Here is a 17,399-nt window from a genome sequence, read left to right as displayed (position 1 = left end):
ATTCTCCTGAGACGCCGACCTGTCGGCGCCACCCGTCGCGAAGGGATCTCACAGTGACCGAACGTGTCACCGCCGACATGTGGTTCGACCCGGCCGGCCGGCTCCGCGTCGGGGGCCGGCTCCGCGTCGGCCACGTGTCGGCTCGGCTCGGGTCGGCTCGGCTCCCGCGCCGGTTCAGGCCGGGACGAACTCCCGGCACCGGCGTAGCGCGGCGAGGGCGAGTGGAGCCTCACGGCCGGCGATCCCGGCTTCCAACTCGGCCACCGCACTCGCCGCCCGTGCCGGTTCACCAGTCGCGGCCGCCGCTTCGGCCAACACCAGCACGGCCTCGGCGGCCCAGGCCAGGACGCCCTTCCCGCGTACCAGCGACAGCGCCTCGGCGGCGTGCCCGACCGCCTCGTCCGGCCTGTCGACCAGCAGCAGCCGGGCAAGCGCCGAGAGTGCCTGCACCAGTGGCCAGATCGCGCCGACCCGTCGAGCGTCGGCCACCACATCCCGCAGCGCCCGTTCGGCGGCCTCCACGTCGTCGCGGCGCCCGGCGGTGCTGCGGAGGTCGTTGCGTCCCTCGGCGGTGCCGCCGTGTTCGTTGCCTCCCGCGTCGGTGCTGCCGTGTCCGGTGCCGGCAACGAGCGCCAGCACCGTGGCCAGTTCGGCCCGCGCGTCCAGCAGGGTGACCGGCATCCGCTCGGCGTTGGCCACCAACCGGCCGAGCCGTTCGGCGAGCCCGTCCAGCCGGCCGGCGGCCCGGTCCAGTGACAGTTCGGTCGCCTCCACCAGGGACGCCAGCCGCTCGTACCCGGTCTCGTCGACAAGCGCCCGACCGGCCGCCAGCAACGCTTCGGCCTGCTCAGGGTGACCGGCGTGCAGCGCGCCCTGCGCCCAGTTCAGGCAGGCTCGCGCGTGCTCGCGGGGCCGGTCGGCCAAGTCGGCGGACGCGCGCAGCTCGGAGATGATCGCCCACGCCGCCGGGTCGCCCAGCTCCAGCAGCAACGAGGCTCGGGCGATGCGGACCGCGAGGTGCGCCGCCGGATCCCCGCTGGCCGCGGCGGCGGTCTCCGCCTCCGCGCAGCGGGCCAGGTGGTCGTCGACGTGCCGGCCGACGACGGTGTCGGGGGCCGCCAGCACCGCTAGCGCCGGGGCCTTGCGGCGCGGCGCGCGCAGGTACGGCACGGCACGCTCGATCTCGGTGTACCCGCGCAGCGCCTCGCCCTGCTGTCGCAGCATCCGCCCGAGCACCAGACCCAGCTCACCTCGGGCACCCGGCGGCAGCCGCCGGTCGGCGAGCAGCCGTTCCAGCACCGGGATCGCCTCGGCCTGGCTGAGTCCGTCGATGGCCGAACGGCCCAACTTGGCGGCGAGCCGAACCCGTACCGGTCGGGGCAGTTCGGCGATGTCCATCGTCTGGAGCAGGAAGCTGGCCGCTGTCGCGTCGTCGCCGCGCTCGGTGGCGAGGTCGGCGGCCGCCTCGGCGTTGCGGACGAAGTCGGCCCCGCTGCCAGCTCGGCGGTAGTGGTGCGCCAGTTGGGCAACCGGCCTCGGCAGCTCCTGTTCCAACACCCGCGCCACCCGCAGGTGCAGCCACTCCCGGCTCTCCCGGGGCACCAGGTCGTACACCACCTGTCGGGCCAGGTCGTGCCGGAACCGCAGGCCGTCCCCGGCGTCGTGCAGCAGGCCCGCCCGGTGCGCGGCGGTCAACGCCGCGCCGATCGCCACCCGATCGAGGCTGAGCACCGAGGCGAGGATGCGCTGATCGGGCGTCATCCCCAGTACGGCCGCCGCGCCGAGCACCTCCCGGGTGGCCTCGTCGAGCGGACGCAGCCGCCAGAGCAGCACGTCACGCAGGACGAAAGGGACGCTGTCGTCGGCCAACGGGTCGCCGCCCCGCTCGGCGAGCGTCCGCAGCACCTCCTCGACCACGAACGGGATGCCTGCCGTGCGGTCGAGCAGGGTGGCGGTCAGCTGCTGCGGCGGATCATCGAGGCGCAAAGTGCGGGCCGCCAACCGGCGCACGTCGGCGGCGTCCAGCGGGCCGAGCGCAACGCGCGTGACGCTCCACGGGGGAGTCCGCGCCAGGGCGTCGTGGATCGGCGTACTGCTTCCCGGCGTCGCCGTACGCGCGGTCAGCACCACTGCCAGCCCCGCCACCGGGTGGGTGCTCAGGTAGGCGAGAAGTTCGCAGGTCGCCGGGTCCGCCCAGTGCAGATCCTCCAGCAACAGCGTGGCCGGACTCAGCGCGGCGAGCACCGCCGCGACGGCGCGGAGCAGGCGATGTCGTTCGGCCGCCGGGTCGCTCAACGGGGGCGGGGCGTCCGGCAGTACGTCGGTCAGTTCGGGTAGCAGCGGCGCGAGGGCGCCGGCCACCGGGTTGAGCGGACCGAGTCGGTCGGCGCCGCCCCGGATCGCGTCCAGCAGCACGCCGAGCGGGAAGGGCTCGGGCACGTCGTCGCACTCGCCGACGAGGTGTCGTCCGGGGAGTTCGGCGAGCAGTTCGGCGACGAGTCGACTCTTGCCGATCCCGGGCTCACCCTCCAGCAGGATCAGGCAGGGCGGGGTGGCGACGAGCCGGCGTAACTGCGCCAGTTCCGCCGCTCGGCCGACGAACTCGACGGGCCCGCGCAGACGTTCGGGGCGGACGGGAGTTGGGCTCCCGCCGCCCCGTTTCTTGTCCTCGCCGCTGTCGATCACCGTGGGCCGAGCAGATCACCTCTGCCCGGCGCGACGGTGGGCCGGCGGACCGGCGGTGACCTGAGTCACACACCGATCCGCCGGGTGGGGGGTGCAGTCAGGACTGGATGGTGACGGGCACTGTCTTCAGCGACCCGTCCCCGTTGCGGAACTCCACCACGCCGACGTAGCGCTGACCCGGAGCGAGACCGAACCAGCGCACTGTCAGGTTCGCCGTCGCGCCCGGCTGCACGCTGCGCTGCTTCGGGTCAATGGTGAACCGGCCGGTGGAGGTGCCCGGCGCGCCCGGCAGGTAGCTGGTGACCGTGTACGCGTTCGCGCCGTCCTTGATGTTCTCGGTGAACTCCTGCTCGACGACCACGATGTAGTCACCGGCACCGTCCGGCAGGGTGACCTTGGCACCGATCCGGGTGCTTGCGGTGGCGGTGACGAACTTCCCGGACTTGTCGTAGACGTTCAGGCTGAACTCGGTGCACTCCATCACGCCCTCCTCGTCTTCCCAGTCGATGTGGGAGCAGGTGGGCCGCGCGGACGTCACGTGGACCTCCGGGCTGCGGGTGCCGGCCGGGACGTGCAGGGTGGTCCTGCTGATCGACGCGGGCAGCGGCACCGGAAGGTTGTTCGACGTGCTCCAGTCCCAGCTCGGCCCGTCGCCCTTCAGGGTGACCACGTTGCTGGTGCCCGAGGTCAGGCCGGAGAGCTGGGAGACCAGCTGACCCTTGAAGCCGACCTCGGCGGCGATCCGGACGCTGCCGAAGGTGCCCTTGCCGGTGATGGCGTCGGGGGCGACCAAACCCGAATTGTGTACGACGAGCGGGCTGCGTACCGAGTGCTTGAACTGGTCGCGCCAGGTCAGCGAACCGTCGGCCCAGGTGTCGAACGCACCACCGGTGTTGGTGACCTCCACGGTGAAGCGGGCGCTGTGGCCCGGACGGATCTGCAGCTTCTTCGGGGTGACAGTGACCTTGTACCCCGGCGGGGCCTGCACCGAGGAGGTGTAGGTGCTGGTCTTGTCGCTGACGTTGGTGACGGTGCGGGTCACGGTCTGCTTGCCCACCATCCGGCCCAGCGAGATGGACGGGTAGTTGAGCTGTGCCGTGTCGATCGCGCCGACGGTGTCGCAGCCGTCCAGGTCGCCGAGCCCGTAGTCACCGCCACGGTCGGCGGAAACCCCGCACAGGTACTGGATCCAGTCCTGCTGGTTGGAGTCGTAGACCAGGCCCGGGTCGAAGGCGCTGCCCGGCTCCACCTGCCCGGCGCCGTAGTTCAGCGGAGTCGCGTCGTACGTGCCGATCTTGATCGGGTTGCCCTTGTCGGTCTTGTCCACGGCGCTGGTCATCAGCGCCGAGCGGACCGCCGCCGGCGACCAGCCGGGGTGCTTGGCCAGAACCAGGGCGGCGATACCGGCGATGTGCGGCGCTGCCATCGAGGTGCCCGACTCCAGGGCGAAGTCGTTGCCGCCGATGGATGGGGAGAACGCGGCGACGATGTCCTGACCGGGCGCGCTGATGTCCGGCTTGAGCAGCTCACCGGCGTTCAGGTTCGACGGGCCCGCCGAGGAGAACGCGGCGACCGATGGGGCCTCCACCGTCTCCAGCTTGCTCGGCGCGATGGTCGCCGTGGCGTTGCCCTTGGCGACGTACGCCGTGACGGTGGCCAGGTCGACCTCGTTGATGTGCACTGTCGGCACTGTCTGCACGTCGGCGTTCAGGGAGTTCAGCTCGTCGTTGTACAGCACCATGCCGACGCCGCCGGCCCGCGCCACCTCGATGCTCTTGTCGGTACGCGGGATCTCACCGCGCAGGCAGAGCACGATCGCACCCTTGACCTTGGCCGGATCCAACGTGTCGTCGGCGCAGAGACCGGCACCGTAGGCGCCGTCCGGATCGATCGCGCTGTCCTTCGCGAAGACCAGTCGGGCCGGCCCGACGCCGGTCTCGCCCATGCCCACGCCGGCGATCGTGGTGCCGTTGCCGAGGGTGAGCTTCCGGGTGTTCTGCCGGTCGGTCGTGCTCGCGGCCACCGTGGTCAGCCATGGCGTCGAGTTGTCGACAGTGTTGGCGAACGGGCCGGAGTTGCCGGCGGCGGCGGCGACGAACACCCCGGCGGCGGCCGCGTTGAAGAACGTCGCGTCGACCGCCCCGAACTGCTCGGTGTCGTCACCGATCGAGTAGTTGATCACGTCGACGCCGTCCGCGACCGCGTCGTCGATGGCGTGCACGATGTCGATGTCGGTGCCGGTCGCGCCGCCCGCACCGTTGTCGTACAGAGCCTTGTAGATCGCCAACCGCGCAGCCGGCGCCATGCCGGAGATTATGCCCAGGTCCTGGGTGCCCGACGTGGCCCGCACGCCGTGGATGCCGGCTGCGGTGCTGGCGGTGTGGGTGCCGTGGCCGTTGCGGTCGCGCGGCGAGGAGTAGTCGTCCGGGAAGGCCTCGGCGATGCCGCTGTCGTTGTACCAACGTGCCCCGATCACCTTGTTGTTGCAGGTGACCGGCGCTTCGACGCCGACGTCGCAGGTGCCCTTCCACTTGGCGTCGATGACGGCCTGGTCGGGGCGCGGGCTGGGCAGCGGCGCGAAGCTCGCGCTCTCCGGCCAGTAGCCGCTGTCGATGACCCCGATGATGACGCCCTCACCAGCGTGGGAGTCTCCACCGAACTCCTTGTTCCACACCCCGCCCTTGCCGGTCAGGCCCAGGTAGTCGGGGGTGTGTGAGGTGGTGGCGTGCACCTTCTGGCTCTTGTACACCGCTCGCACACCGGTGGTGGCGCGCAGCCGGGCCGCCTGTGGCCCGGTGAGGTCGGCGGCGAAGCCGTTGAACGCGGTCTCCATGGTGACGCGGGTGCGGTCGGCTGGCACGCCGACGTGGTCCAGCACCGACTTACGCTGCTGGCGCAGGTGATTCCGGTACGCGTTGGCGTTCCCGGACGTGCGGTTCAGCTTGGCCCCGTCGGCCGGCTTGGTGGCCGCGATCCCGGGAACCCCGCCGGTGTAGGTGGCCAGCGGCTCCTCGGCGAGCTGGACGAGATAGCGGGCGGTCGGCCCACTGCCGGCCGGCGCGGCGGTGGCGCTGGCGCTGGCGGGCAGGCCGGTCAGGCCGGCCGCGGTCAGCGCAACGGCGGCCAGCATGCTGACCCCGTACCTGGCCCGTCCGGTCCGATGTGCGTTCGGTTGTGGCACGTCGTTGCCTCCACGTTCGGTGCCGGCCGCCACGACTGATGACGGTGGCCGAAACCTAGGATCGGTACCGATCATCGAGAAGCACCCGTAACCTGCCTGTCATCTTGGAAACAAGCTCGTAACACAACGGGTACTTTGCGCGTCATTTGGAAGCGCCGACCTGGGGGATCTGTGCCATTTGGTCGGGCGCGACGCCGTCTGCCATCTGCCTCAATGGTCCTGTTCGGACGGTGCGCGACGTGGCTTTGTCTGACCTCGTCCACCCCTGGTGCGACGGCAGCAACCTGAACCACGCCACAACGTACGCGCGGACCGCAGCCGACTCGCCGGGTTCCAGGACCTGCCGGTCCGCGCTGTCGAGCAGGCGGAGCGGGGCGTCGGTTTACGGGCCTGGCCACCGGGAGTAGCGCCCTTGCCCGAGACCGCAGGCGGATTGGTGACCCGGCTTGAGCGCCTGCGTTAACCGAGCAGGTCGGCCGCGCGCTCACCGGCCGGTCGGCGTTGGCTGGCGGGCTCCTCCTATGTGCGTCGGTGGTAGTGGTTGCGGCGGGGGAGTTGTTCGGGGTCGAGCCAGGCGGGTGGGATGAATTCGGGGTGGCCGTGGCCGTTGAGTTGGATGGTCCAGTCGCTGTGGTGCAGGTGTCGGTGGTGGTGGCCGCAGAGTAGGACGGCGTTGGCCAGGCTGGTGGGGCCGCCGTCGGCCCAGTGGTGGATGTGGTGGGCGTCGCACCAGCGGGGTGGTCGGTCGCAGCCGGGGAAGGCGCAGCCGCGGTCGCGGAGCACGAGGGCGCGGCGCAGTGGGCCGGTGATGAGTCGGCGTTGTCGTCCGACGTCGAGGATCTGACTGGTGCCGCCGAGGACGGCGGGCAGGATGGTGGCGTCGCAGGCGAGGCGGCGCACTGTTTGCGGGGTGAGGGGCAGGCCGGTGTCGAGGGTGCCGCTGCTCAGTTGCCGGGTCAGCGCGTCGTAGCTGGTGGTGACGACGATCTGGGCGGGGTCGCCGCCGTGTTCGGGGAGTTCGCCGGTCCGAAGGGCGAGTCGGCAGACCTCGGTGAGGGCGTCGTGGCGGCGTTGCCCGGGGGACCGCGAGTCGTCCGGTCCGGATGGGGCGGTCAGTGGGTCGATGGCGGCGCGGAGCAGGGCGGCGGTTTCGGCGTCGAGGGTGCCGGTGAGTCGCAGGCGGCCGTCGGTCTGTTCGGAGAGGGTGAGGTGGCGGTCGCGGGCGGCGCGGGCGGCTTCGGCGTCGAGTGCTGCTTGGGCGGCGGCGTCGGCGAGGTCGGGGGCGACGTGGTCGAGGATGCGGGTGCCGAGTTTGCGCAGCAGGGTGGGGTCGAATTGTGTGGCCCAGTCGGTGAGCAGGGTGACGGCTTTGTCGGCGGCTTGCGTGCCGGCGGTGGCGTGCACGGTGGTGGCGGTGTCGGCGATGACCCGGGCCTGGTCGAGGGTGATGTGTCCGTCGGCGAGCGCTTGTCGGATGCCGGGGCTGCCGGTGTCCAAGGCGGTGGCGAGGTCGACGAGCCGGTGGGCGGCGGGAACGGTCAGCCGGAGTCGTTCGCGGAGCCAGACTGCGGTGGTGGAGGCTCCTTGGGTGCGGGCGGTGCCGCGGGCGTCGATCTCGCGGATCAGGGTGAGGGTGACGGCGGCCAGGCGTTGCTGGAGGCGGTGCGCGGCGTCGAGTGCGGCGATCAGATCGTGTTCCGGGAGTGGCCAGGCGGGGGCGTCGACGCAGGCGGAGATCGCGTCGTCTGCCTGCGCCAACTCCTCGACCATGACCCGAGACTAGAACAGGTGTACGACATCTTTGGTCGGCCATGATCGATGCGTTCTCGGGGCTCGATGCTGATCACGGTTGCTCCGCGACCGAGGCGGATCAGGCTCGTTCAGTTGAGGAAGCTGCGCCCGTGCTGCGCCCGTGCTGCGCCCGTGCTGCGCCCGTGCTGCGCCCGTGCTGCGCCGTCTCGGCTCGCGGCTGTCGGCCGGGCCGAGGTGCCGCGAGGGGCGCTGGTGAGCGCAGCCAGCGAAAGGCCTGCGCCGGGAAAAGGGTAGCGCTGGTTCGGCCACGCTGTGGTCAGTCGCGCCGGACGAGGCCTGGGCCGGCGATGATGTCGATGTCGCCGTCGGCGATCTCGTGGCCGGCGGCGCAGCGGAGCACTGCGCGGATCGGTTCGCCGCAGTCGTGGTGGGTGGCGACGACGGACGGGCCAGTGTCGGTGGCGGCCCAGGTGTCGCCCCAGTTGCGCAGTGCGGTGATGACGGGCAGGAGGTCGCGGCCCTTGCGGGTGAGTTGGTACTCGTGGCGGGTGCGCTGCCCGGGCTCCCGGTAGGGAATTCGTTCGAGCAGTTCCGCGGCGACCATTTCCTTGAGGCGGGCGGCCATGGCGGGTTCGCCGACGCCGACCCGGCGGACGAAGTCATCGAAGCGGCGCGTGCCGAGCAGGGCCTCGCGCATGATCAGGACCGTTGACCTGCTGCCCACGATGTCCATCGCCCGGGCTACCGAGCAGTTCTCGCTCGTCCAGGAATCGCGATCGCCTCGTAGGTCCTCCATGCCCACCAGCCTACCTGACTTGCATGAAGGCTAGCCAGGTGCTTAACTGGGCCGCGCTGACTTCAGCATACGCAAGTCAGACCCCAGCCTGAAGGATCTTCAGTGACCACCAGCGCCACGGCCCCGACCCCACCCGGAGCGAGCCCGCCCGGAGCGAGCCCGCCCGGAGCGAGCCCGCCCGGGAAGATCCCATCGGGGCCGGCGGCTCCCGGGTCGGCCGCCTATACCCGCTCGTCCTTGCGCGGCTCCCGCCCGGTGACCCTGATCGCCATGTGCCTGGGCGCGATGATCACGTTCCTGCAGATCACCGCGACGGTCTCCGCGTTGACCACGATCCAGCGGGACCTGCGGGTCGACCCCACCACTCTGGTCTGGATCCCCAGCGCCTACACCCTGATGGTGGCGAGCGTCGTGCTGTCCGCGGCCACCCTGGGCAGCCGCTACGGGCGTAAGCGCATGTTCGGTGCCGGGGTCGTCGCGATGATCGTCGGCGCAGCCGTCGTGGCTGAGGCTCCGACCGTCGGGTGGGTGATCGTCGGGCAGTTGGTCGCCGGCCTCGGCGGGGCGCTGATCCTGCCGAACAGCCTGGCGATCCTCGGCGCGACGTTCACCGATCCGCACCGACGGACCGAGGTCATCACCGCCTGGTCGGCGGCGTCCGGCATCGGCCTGGCGATCGGCCCACTCATCGCCGGCTTCCTGCTGCGGCACTACCAGTGGCACAGCGTCTACCTGTCGACGATCGCGCTGGGTCTGGTCACCCTCGTCGTCGCCATCGTCGGGGTGGTCGAGTCGCGGCCGAGCCCCGCCCGACTCGACGTGCCCGGCCTGCTGCTGGGTACCGTCGCCATCGCGGCCGCCGTCTACGCGCTGATCCAGGGCGGCAAGGTTGGCTACACCGACCCGGTGGTGTCGACGGCCTGGGTCGTCGCGGTCGTCGCACTTGTCGCGTTCGTGCTGGTCGAGCTGCGGACCAGTGCGCCGATGCTCGACGTGCGGCTGTTCCGGTCCGCGTCGTTCAGCGCCGTCATGGTCGTCGGCGCGGTGTCGCTGTTCGGCTTCACCGGCGTGGCGATCCTGCTGGTTCTCTTCCACGAACGTGCCCAGGAACTCAGCCCGCTGGACACCGGCTGGCGCATGCTGGTGCTCTTCGGCGCGTACGTGCTGGTCGCCTTCGGTGCCGGGCGCGCGATCCGCCGTACCGGATTCAAGGCGCCGTTGACCCTCGGCCTGGTCCTCGCTGCGGTGGCCAGCTTCGCGCTGGCCAACCAGGGGCCGACCACGTCGTTCGGTGACCGCTGGGCGCTGTTCGCGTTGTTCGGCGCGGCCACCGGTCTGGTGGTGGCCCCGGCGACGGCGGCGGCGTTGGCCAGCGTCGCGCCCGCCCAGGCCGGTATGGCCTCCGGCGCGGTGAACGCCGCCCGCCAGGTCGGCTCGGTGCTCGGCTCGTCCCTGCTCGGCACGCTCCTCACCACCACGATGGTGGCCGACCTGCCGGGCCGGCTCGCCGCGCACCAGATCGACGAACCCACCCGTACCGCCGTGCGGGCGGCGGTGGCCTCCGGCGCCAACGGCGGCCAACCCCTGCCCGACCCGGTCCGGGCGGCGATCGCGGAGGCACTGACCTCCGGTGTCCAGGCCGGGCTGCGGGTCACCGGCATCGTCTTCCTCGTCACCGCGGTGCTGGCGCTCACAGTGATCCGAAACCGGCCGCACCAGCACTGAGCCGCACGAACGCTAGGCGGCGAGCGCGTCCAGTTCCTCGATGGCGTCGGTCGGCAGTTTCAGGTCGGCCGCCGCCATGTTGTCCCGCAGGTGCGCCAGGCTGGAGGTGCCGGGGATCAGGACGGTGGTGGGAGACCGCTGAAGCAGCCAGGCGAGGGCGACCTGCTGAGGTGAGGCGCCCAGTCGGGCGGCCACGCCGTCGAGCGTGTCGGACTGCAACGGCGTGAACCCGCCGAGCGGGAAGAACGCCGCGAACGCGATGTTCTCCGCCGCGCACCTGTCGACCACTGCGTCGTCCCGGCGGTTGGCGAGGTTGTAGAGGTTCTGCACGGTGACCACCGGCGCGATGGCCTGGGCCTCGTCGAGCTGGTCGAGCGTCACGTTGCTGAGCCCGAGGTGCCGGATCAGGCCCTCCTGGCGCAGCTCCGCCAGGGCGGCGAACTGCGCACCGAGGGGCGCGTCGCCGGTGCCCTCCGCCACGCCCACCCGCAGGTTGACCACGTCGAGGACGTCCAGGCCGAGATGCTGGAGGTTCTCCCGTACCTGGGCCTTGAGGTCGTCCGGCTCCAGGGCCGGGATCCAGGAGCGGTCGGCGCCGCGGCGCGCGCCGACCTTGGTGACCAGGTGCAAACCCTGGGGGTACGGGTGAAGCGCCTCGCGGATCAGCTCGTTGACCACGACGGGCCCGTAGAAGTCGCTGGTGTCGATGTGTCGGACGCCCAGGTCGACGGCCTCGCGGAGCACGGCGAGCGCCTGCTCGCGGTCGCGGGGCGGGCCGAAGACACCCGGGCCGGCCAACTGCATCGCCCCGTAGCCCATCCGGCTCAGGGTGAGGCCGTCGGCGGGGGTGAGGGCACCGCCGGGAAGGTTCTCGCTCATCTCATCCTCTTGTCAGTAGTAGTGATGACATCCGTGGCCGAACGGATCCGGCCCTTCGACGACTGTCCGCCGGGAGTGGCTGGGGCGGCAGGGCGAGCTGTTCCTGGTAGTGACACAGCCAGTCACCGGGCCGCCCGGCGATCTACCGTCGGTGGCATGGACGCAACGAACCCGCTCGGCGACTTCCTGCGCGCCCGCCGGGAGCAGACCCGCCCCGAGGACGTCGGGCTCGGCCCGGGGGTGGGCCTGCGCCGGGTGCCGGGGCTGCGGCGCGAGGAGGTGGCGATGCTGGCCGGCATCAGCGCCGACTACTACCTCCGACTGGAGCAGGGTCGCGAGCGGCACCCCTCGGTGCAGGTCCTCGATGCCCTCGCCGGGGTGTTGCGGCTGGATCCGGAGGCGACCGCGTACATGATCGGGTTGAGCCGGGCGCGGTCGCGGCGGGCGGCCCGACCGGCCGCCGAGCGGGTGCCGGCCAGCATCCTGCACCTGCTGCGGCAGCTCTCCATGCCGGCCTTCGTGCAGAATCGCTACCTCGACATCCTGGCCTCGAACCCGATGGCGAGGGCGCTGTCGCCGAATTTGGCCCCGGGTGCCAACCGACTCCGCGCGGTGTTCCTGGACGAGGCCGAGCGGGAGCTGTTCCGCGACTGGCGGCAGGCGATGCAGAGCGTGGTGGGGCAGATGCGTGCCGACTCGGGCGGGGCCACCGACGACCCACGGTTGACGGCGCTGGTGGGGGAGTTGTCCCTCAAGAGCGACTGCTTCCGGCAGTTGTGGGCGCGCCACGAGGTGCGTCGGCGGGAGGGCGTCGTCAGCCGGCTGCACCACCCCGAGGTGGGCGACCTCGACCTGTACTGCGACAAGCTCGCCGTGGCGGGCGCCGACGGGCAGCTGCTGGTGATCTACCACGCCGAGCCCGGTACGGAGTCCGCCCGCTCGTTGGCGCTGCTCGGCTCGATCGCCGTCAGCAGTGCGGACGACGTGCCGGACAGCCTCCGACCCGGCGACCCGGCCCGTCTCTATCCGCTGGAGTGAGCCGGTCATGGCCGCTGCGGGCCGCCTGCGTGGGGATGTGCTCGTAGCGACGGACTTGACGACACTTGTTTGTGAGTGCACACTTACAAAGATGCGATCCACCGCCGAGGCCCGCCGGGTCACAGTCCTGAACACCGCGGTGTCGGTGTTCGCGCGCGCCGGCTTCCACGCCACCCCGGTCACCGCCGTGGCTGCGGCCGCCGGCATCTCCGAGGCGTACGTCTTCCGACTCTTCTCCGGGAAGCTCGGCTTGTTCGTGGCGGCGGCCGGGGCGTGTTTCGACCGGATCGCCGACGCGATCGAGGCGGGCGCGGAGCGCGCCGTGGGTGGCAGCCCGGAGGAGATCCTCGACGCCATGGGCGATGCCTATGCGGAGCTGATCGCCGATCGCGACCTGCTGCTCTTCCAGGTGCAGGCACAGGCCGTCACGGACATCCCAGAGGTCGCCGAGGCGGTGCGGGCCGGCTACCGGCGGGTCGCGACCTTCGTGCAGAGTCGGGCCCGGGCCAGCGACGCGCAGGTGCAGCAGTTCTTCGCGTACGGCCAGTTGTGCCACCTGATCGTGACGGCCGGCCTGGAGGAGGTCCCGGAGCCCTGGGCTCGCGCCCTGACCGCCGGTATCCGCCACCCCTGACCGACCCCCGATGCTGGGCCGCCTCGGCGGCCCAATCTTTTGACCAGACAAGTGTGTGAGTGCACACTTACAAACAAGGAGAATCCGATGACGACCACCGACACGATCACCGAAGTGGTACTGCCCGGCGTGGTGGAGCCTGACGGCCTCCTGCTGCACCGACGCGCGATGCCCGTCCCCGCCCGGGGGCAGGCGCTCGTCCAGGTAGAGGCAACCGGCATCTCGTTCGCCGAGCAGCAGATGCGCCACGCGCTCTACCCCGGCCAGCCGAAGTTTCCGTTCGTGCCCGGCTACGACCTGGTCGGCACGGTGCGGGCGGTCGGCCCCGGCGGCGACGACGCGCTGGTCGGCACCCGGGTGGCGGCGGTCACCAAGACCGGTGCCTGGGCCACGCACGCGCTTGTCGACATCGACGCCCTGGCCCCGGTGCCCGCGGGTCTGGACCCCGCCGCGGCCGAGACCGTCGTCGTCAACGGGGTGACCGCCTGGCAGATGCTGCGGGACGCCAACCTGACGGCCGGACAGAACATCCTCGTGCACGGCGCGAACGGCGGCGTCGGGAGCGTGCTCGTCCAACTCGGCCGACACCTCGGCCTGCGGGTCATCGGCACCGCCGCCGAACGGCACCACGCCGGGCTGCGCGAACTCGGCGTCGAACCGCTCGACTACCGCGACCCGGACATGGCCGCGCGGGTCCGCGAACTGTCGCCGGGCGGGGTCGACGCCGTCTTCGACCCGGTCGCCGGCCCGGGCGTACGCACGTCGTACGCCCTGCTCGCCCCCGGCGGCACGTTGGTCGTCTACGGCAACGCCGCCGCCGTCGGCACCGGGCAGTCGGTCGCGTGGGTCTTCGTGAAGCTGCTGGCCCGCCTCTACACCTGGAACGCGCTGCCCAACGGCCACCGCGCCGGCTTCTACAACTTCTGGGCCGGCCAGCTCACCCGGCGCGCCGCGTTCCGCCGTCGCCTGCGTACCGACCTCGGCATCGTGCTCGACCTGCTGCGGCAGGGAGTGATCGTGCCGCAGATCGCCGCCCGCTACCCGCTCAGCGAGGTTTCCGCAGCACTGGTGTTCGCCGAGAACCGCAGCCGGGCCGGCAAGGTGGTGCTGGAGCCCTGACCTCCGGCCCGCCCAGGGCGCTGGTGCGGCGGGCCGCCGGCGGCTCGGTCGTCCCGACGCGCCCTGGGGCGTACGCCACTCGTGCACACCGGGTGCGCGGCGGGCGAGGTAGCCTCACGCTCGCACTACGTGCTCCTGTTACCGGGGAGGACAGGGGGAGGTGGAGCGTGGCCGACATCGGCGAGGTGGTCCGTTGGTTGCAGCTCAACGCGCCCCGAGGTGGCCCGGACGAGGTGTCGCAGTTGGTTGCCCGAGCGGCGCCCGAGATCGATGCCAGCGAGATCGTGATCTATCTGGCCGACTACACGCAGACTCTCCTCGTGCCGCTGCTCGGCGCGGGTGCCGACCGGGACCAGCTGCCGCTCGAGACGACGCTCGCCGGCCGGGCCTTCACCACCCTCGACATCCAGCGCGCGCCCGACAACCCGGACCGGCTGTGGGTGCCACTGCTTCTCGGCTGTGAGCGGATGGGCGTACTGGAAGTCGTCTCGCCGGCCGCCGCCGACGAGGCGATGGACGCTCCAGCCTGGGAGGTGGCGGTCAACGTCGCCCAGATCCTGATGAACCGCCGGCTCTACGGTGACGTGGTCGAGCGGATGCGGCGGCGGATGCCGATGCAGGTCGCTGCCGAGATCGTGTGGGGCCTGCTCCCGCCGCTGACCTTCGCCACCGACGACCTGGTGGTCACCGCCATCCTCGAACCGTGCTACGACGTCGGCGGCGACATCTTCGACTACGCGTTGAACGACGACGTGCTCAGCGTCGGGCTCTTCGACACCTGCGGGCACGGCATCAAGGCGAGCACCCTGGCCTCGCTCGTGGTCAGCGCGTACCGCAATGCCCGTCGGTGTGGTCTCGACCTGGTCGACACGGCGATCAGCATCGACCGGTGGGTGCGCTCCGAGCACCCGAACTTCTTCGCTACCGGGCTGCTCATCGAGTTGGACCGCCAGACCGGCCGGCTCAGCATGATCAACGCGGGGCATCCCGGTGCGATGTTGCTGCGTGACGGCAAGGCCGTTCGGGAACTACCCGGGCCGACCGCGTTGCCGCTCGGCCTGGGCCACATGTCACCCCGCCGACCGCGGGTGCACGTGGAGAATCTGCACCCGGGCGACCGCATCCTCGCCTACACCGACGGCATCACCGACGCCCGTAGCGCCCAGGGGGAGCAGTTCGGGGTGGACCGGCTCGTCGACTTCGTCAACCGTGCCCTGAACGACGGATTGCCCAGCCCGGAGACGATGCGTCGCCTGGTCCGCGCGGTCGTCGGCTACCAGGATGACCAGCTCGAGGACGACGCGACGGCCCTCTTCCTGGAGTGGCGGCCACCGCACCTGCCGCTCGCGCACCTCCGCGACCTTGCCGCGCTCAGACCCTGACCCCTCGCGCAGTGGGATTTTGCACTCGCAGTGCACTTGTCTCCGATTGCGGGGCTGTCTAGCGTCACCTCATGGCTGACTCATGGACCTTCGCCGTGGCGCGTGACGACCTCGGGCAGACCACGCTCGTCGATGGCTCCACCCCTGTCCCGTCCGACGGCGAGGCGCTGCTGCGCGTGGACCGCGTCGGCCTCACCGCCAACAACGTGACCTACGCGGTGCTCGGCGACTCGATGCGGTACTGGCAGTTCTTCCCACCGGCGGCCCAGGGCCTCGGGCCGCAGTGGGGTCTGCCGCCGCTCTGGGGCTTCGCCGAGGTGGTCGCCTCGGCGGTGGCCGGTGTCGAGGTGGGGCAACGGGTCTACGGCTACCTCCCGCCCGCCGGTCACCTCGTGGTGCGGCCGGACCGGGTGGACGCGTCCGGGTTCCGCGAGGCGAGCCCGCACCGGGCCGAGCTGCCGTCGCCGTACAACGCGTACCGGTCGACCACCGGCGACCCGGCGTACCAGCGCGACCAGGAGGACCTGCTGATCCTGTTCCGGCCGCTGTTCTTCACCTCGTTCATGCTGGCCGACCAGGTCGTCGACAACGACTTCTACGGTGCCGAGGCGCTGCTGGTGTCGTCGGCGTCGAGCAAGACCGCGTACGCCGCCGCGTTCGAGCTGCACCGGCGCGGGCCGCGCCTGGTCGGTCTCACCTCACCGGGCAACCTGGCGTTCACCCGGTCGCTCGGCTGCTACGACGAGGTCGTGTCGTACGACGACATCGACTCCCTCGACGTGGTCCCGAGCGTCTACCTCGACCTGTCCGGCGCGCCCTCGACCCGCGCCGCCCTGCGTCGACGTCTCGGCGACCGGCTCGTCCGGGACATCGCGGTCGGGCTCACCAACCAGATGCCCAACGCCGACGCCGCCGAGGAGGTGTTCTTCGCACCGGTGCAGATGCGCAAGCGCAGCCACGACTGGGGTCGCGACGGGCTCGACCAGCGGTTCACCGAGGCGTGGCAACGCTTCGCCGCCGTCGTGAGCCAGTGGCTCGACGTTCGGGTGGGTGCCGGGCCGGCGGCCCTCCAGCACGCGTGGCTCGACGTCCTCGCCGGTCGTACGCCGCCACGGGTGGGTCACGTCGTCCAACTGTGAACCGGCTCAGGCGGCGATGTCGTCGCTGAGCTGGTGACGCAGTGTGGCCAGTGAGCGGGTGATCAGCCGGGACACGTGCATCTGTGACACGCCGATCCGATCGGCGATCTGGGCCTGGGTCAGATTGCCGTGGAAGCGCAGGCTGAGGATCTCGCGCTCGCGTTCCGGCAGCGTCGCGAGAGCCGGGCCGAGGGCGACGCGGATCTCGACGAGGTCGATCTCGTGGTCGTCGTCGCCGAGGGTGTCGCCGAGCTCCCGGCTGCCGTCGGTCCCGATCGGGGTGGACAGCGACGTGGCCCGGTAGGCACGCGCGCCTTCCAGCCCTTCCAGGACCGTCTCCTCGGACACGTCGAGGTAGGTGGCGATGTCAGCCACCGTGGGCAGGCGGCCGAGGCTCTGGGTCAGGACGCCGTTGGCCGCGCTGATCGACAGGCGTAGCTCCTGCAGGCGGCGGGGCACCCGCACCGCCCAGGTGCGATCCCGGAAGTACCGCTTGATCTCGCCGATGATGGTGGGGATGGCGTACCCGCTGAAGTCGATCCCCCGGCTGTGGTCGAAGTTGTCGACGGCCTTGATGAGCCCCACCGAGGCGGTCTGGGCCAGGTCGTCGTCGGGGGCGCCGCGTCCGCTGTAGCGGCGCGCCAGGTGCCGGGCGAGCGGCAGCCACGCTTCGATGGTGCGCTCCCGCAGCGCCGGGCGCCGGGGGTCGTGCGGCGAGGTCGCCGCCAGGGCGGCGAGGAGGTCCTCCGGGCTCTGGTCCCTGTTGCGCTGGCCGACCCGGGTGCTCGTGGCGCTCTCGGCGGTGGCGGTGGCGTACTCGACGATCGTGGACATGGGTGGTCCCTCCGGCGTTCGCCCGTCGATCGGATCGACCGGAAGGATCTCCGAACCGGCTTGTCGCCGGGGGCGCACCTGCGGGCAGGAGCGCGCTGTCGCAACACCACGATCACGGGCCTGGCCACCGCGTCATGTCTTTCACGTGATGAAGCGACCCTACCCGAACGTCCGACTGATTACTAGCCGAAAGTATGAATCGGGGCAGGTCTAGGCCGTCCGGAGAAGGGGTTGC

12 protein-coding genes are annotated in these 17,399 nt (G+C 71.4%); 6 read left to right on the top strand and 6 right to left on the bottom strand.

Annotated features, from left to right (window positions below; all coding sequences use genetic code 11):
- Positions 1–174 precede the first annotated feature (174 nt).
- From AB0B68_RS20555 to AB0B68_RS20540, 4 genes are all read right to left on the bottom strand, one after another.
- On the bottom strand, positions 175–2,685 hold the full coding sequence (locus AB0B68_RS20555) for an AAA family ATPase (RefSeq protein WP_357261794.1): 2,511 nt from the start codon (positions 2,683–2,685) through the stop codon (positions 175–177).
- Between the two features lie 97 nt (positions 2,686–2,782).
- Entirely contained in the window at positions 2,783–5,815 is a 3,033-nt protein-coding gene (locus AB0B68_RS20550) for a S8 family serine peptidase (RefSeq protein WP_357198416.1), read from the bottom strand.
- A 570-nt stretch (positions 5,816–6,385) separates the two neighbouring features.
- The gene (locus AB0B68_RS20545) at positions 6,386–7,636 is read right to left on the bottom strand and encodes a DUF222 domain-containing protein (RefSeq protein ID WP_357261791.1); all 1,251 of its coding nucleotides are present in this window, start codon (positions 7,634–7,636) and stop codon (positions 6,386–6,388) included.
- Positions 7,637–7,934: 298 nt separating this feature from the next.
- Positions 7,935–8,414: a helix-turn-helix domain-containing protein gene (locus tag AB0B68_RS20540; protein WP_357261788.1), complete on the bottom strand. Its 480-nt coding sequence runs from the start codon at positions 8,412–8,414 to the stop codon at positions 7,935–7,937.
- Between the two features lie 237 nt (positions 8,415–8,651).
- On the opposite strand from AB0B68_RS20540, the gene AB0B68_RS20535 reads away from it, so the two are divergent.
- Entirely contained in the window at positions 8,652–10,139 is a 1,488-nt protein-coding gene (locus AB0B68_RS20535) for an MFS transporter (RefSeq protein ID WP_357198422.1), read from the top strand.
- Between the two features lie 12 nt (positions 10,140–10,151).
- Here AB0B68_RS20535 and AB0B68_RS20530 read toward each other — a convergent pair whose 3' ends face one another.
- Positions 10,152–11,018: an oxidoreductase gene (locus AB0B68_RS20530; RefSeq protein ID WP_357261785.1), complete on the bottom strand. Its 867-nt coding sequence runs from the start codon at positions 11,016–11,018 to the stop codon at positions 10,152–10,154.
- Positions 11,019–11,174: 156 nt separating this feature from the next.
- Here AB0B68_RS20530 and AB0B68_RS20525 point away from each other — a divergent pair, with 156 nt between their 5' ends.
- The 5 genes from AB0B68_RS20525 to AB0B68_RS20505 all read left to right on the top strand — a co-directional run bounded on the left by AB0B68_RS20525 (position 11,175) and on the right by AB0B68_RS20505 (position 16,330).
- Positions 11,175–12,056: a helix-turn-helix transcriptional regulator gene (locus AB0B68_RS20525; protein WP_357198428.1), complete on the top strand. Its 882-nt coding sequence runs from the start codon at positions 11,175–11,177 to the stop codon at positions 12,054–12,056.
- A gap of 91 nt (positions 12,057–12,147) precedes the next feature.
- Entirely contained in the window at positions 12,148–12,690 is a 543-nt protein-coding gene (locus AB0B68_RS20520) for a TetR/AcrR family transcriptional regulator (protein WP_355005047.1), read from the top strand.
- Between the two features lie 87 nt (positions 12,691–12,777).
- A complete protein-coding gene (locus AB0B68_RS20515) occupies positions 12,778–13,809 on the top strand; it encodes a medium chain dehydrogenase/reductase family protein (RefSeq protein ID WP_357261782.1) in 1,032 nt (343 codons plus the stop codon).
- A gap of 167 nt (positions 13,810–13,976) precedes the next feature.
- Positions 13,977–15,191, top strand: a complete 1,215-nt coding sequence (locus AB0B68_RS20510) for a PP2C family protein-serine/threonine phosphatase (protein WP_357198435.1) — start codon at positions 13,977–13,979, stop codon at positions 15,189–15,191.
- A 71-nt stretch (positions 15,192–15,262) separates the two neighbouring features.
- Positions 15,263–16,330, top strand: a complete 1,068-nt coding sequence (locus AB0B68_RS20505; RefSeq protein ID WP_357261779.1) for a DUF2855 family protein — start codon at positions 15,263–15,265, stop codon at positions 16,328–16,330.
- A gap of 6 nt (positions 16,331–16,336) precedes the next feature.
- Here AB0B68_RS20505 and AB0B68_RS20500 read toward each other — a convergent pair whose 3' ends face one another.
- Positions 16,337–17,164: a SigB/SigF/SigG family RNA polymerase sigma factor gene (locus tag AB0B68_RS20500; protein WP_357261776.1), complete on the bottom strand. Its 828-nt coding sequence runs from the start codon at positions 17,162–17,164 to the stop codon at positions 16,337–16,339.
- Positions 17,165–17,399 lie beyond the last annotated feature (235 nt).

The sequence above is a fragment of the Micromonospora sp. NPDC049049 genome, from assembly GCF_040649115.1.
Lineage (GTDB): Bacteria > Actinomycetota > Actinomycetes > Mycobacteriales > Micromonosporaceae > Micromonospora.
This window is presented reverse-complemented; position numbering and strand designations above follow the sequence as displayed.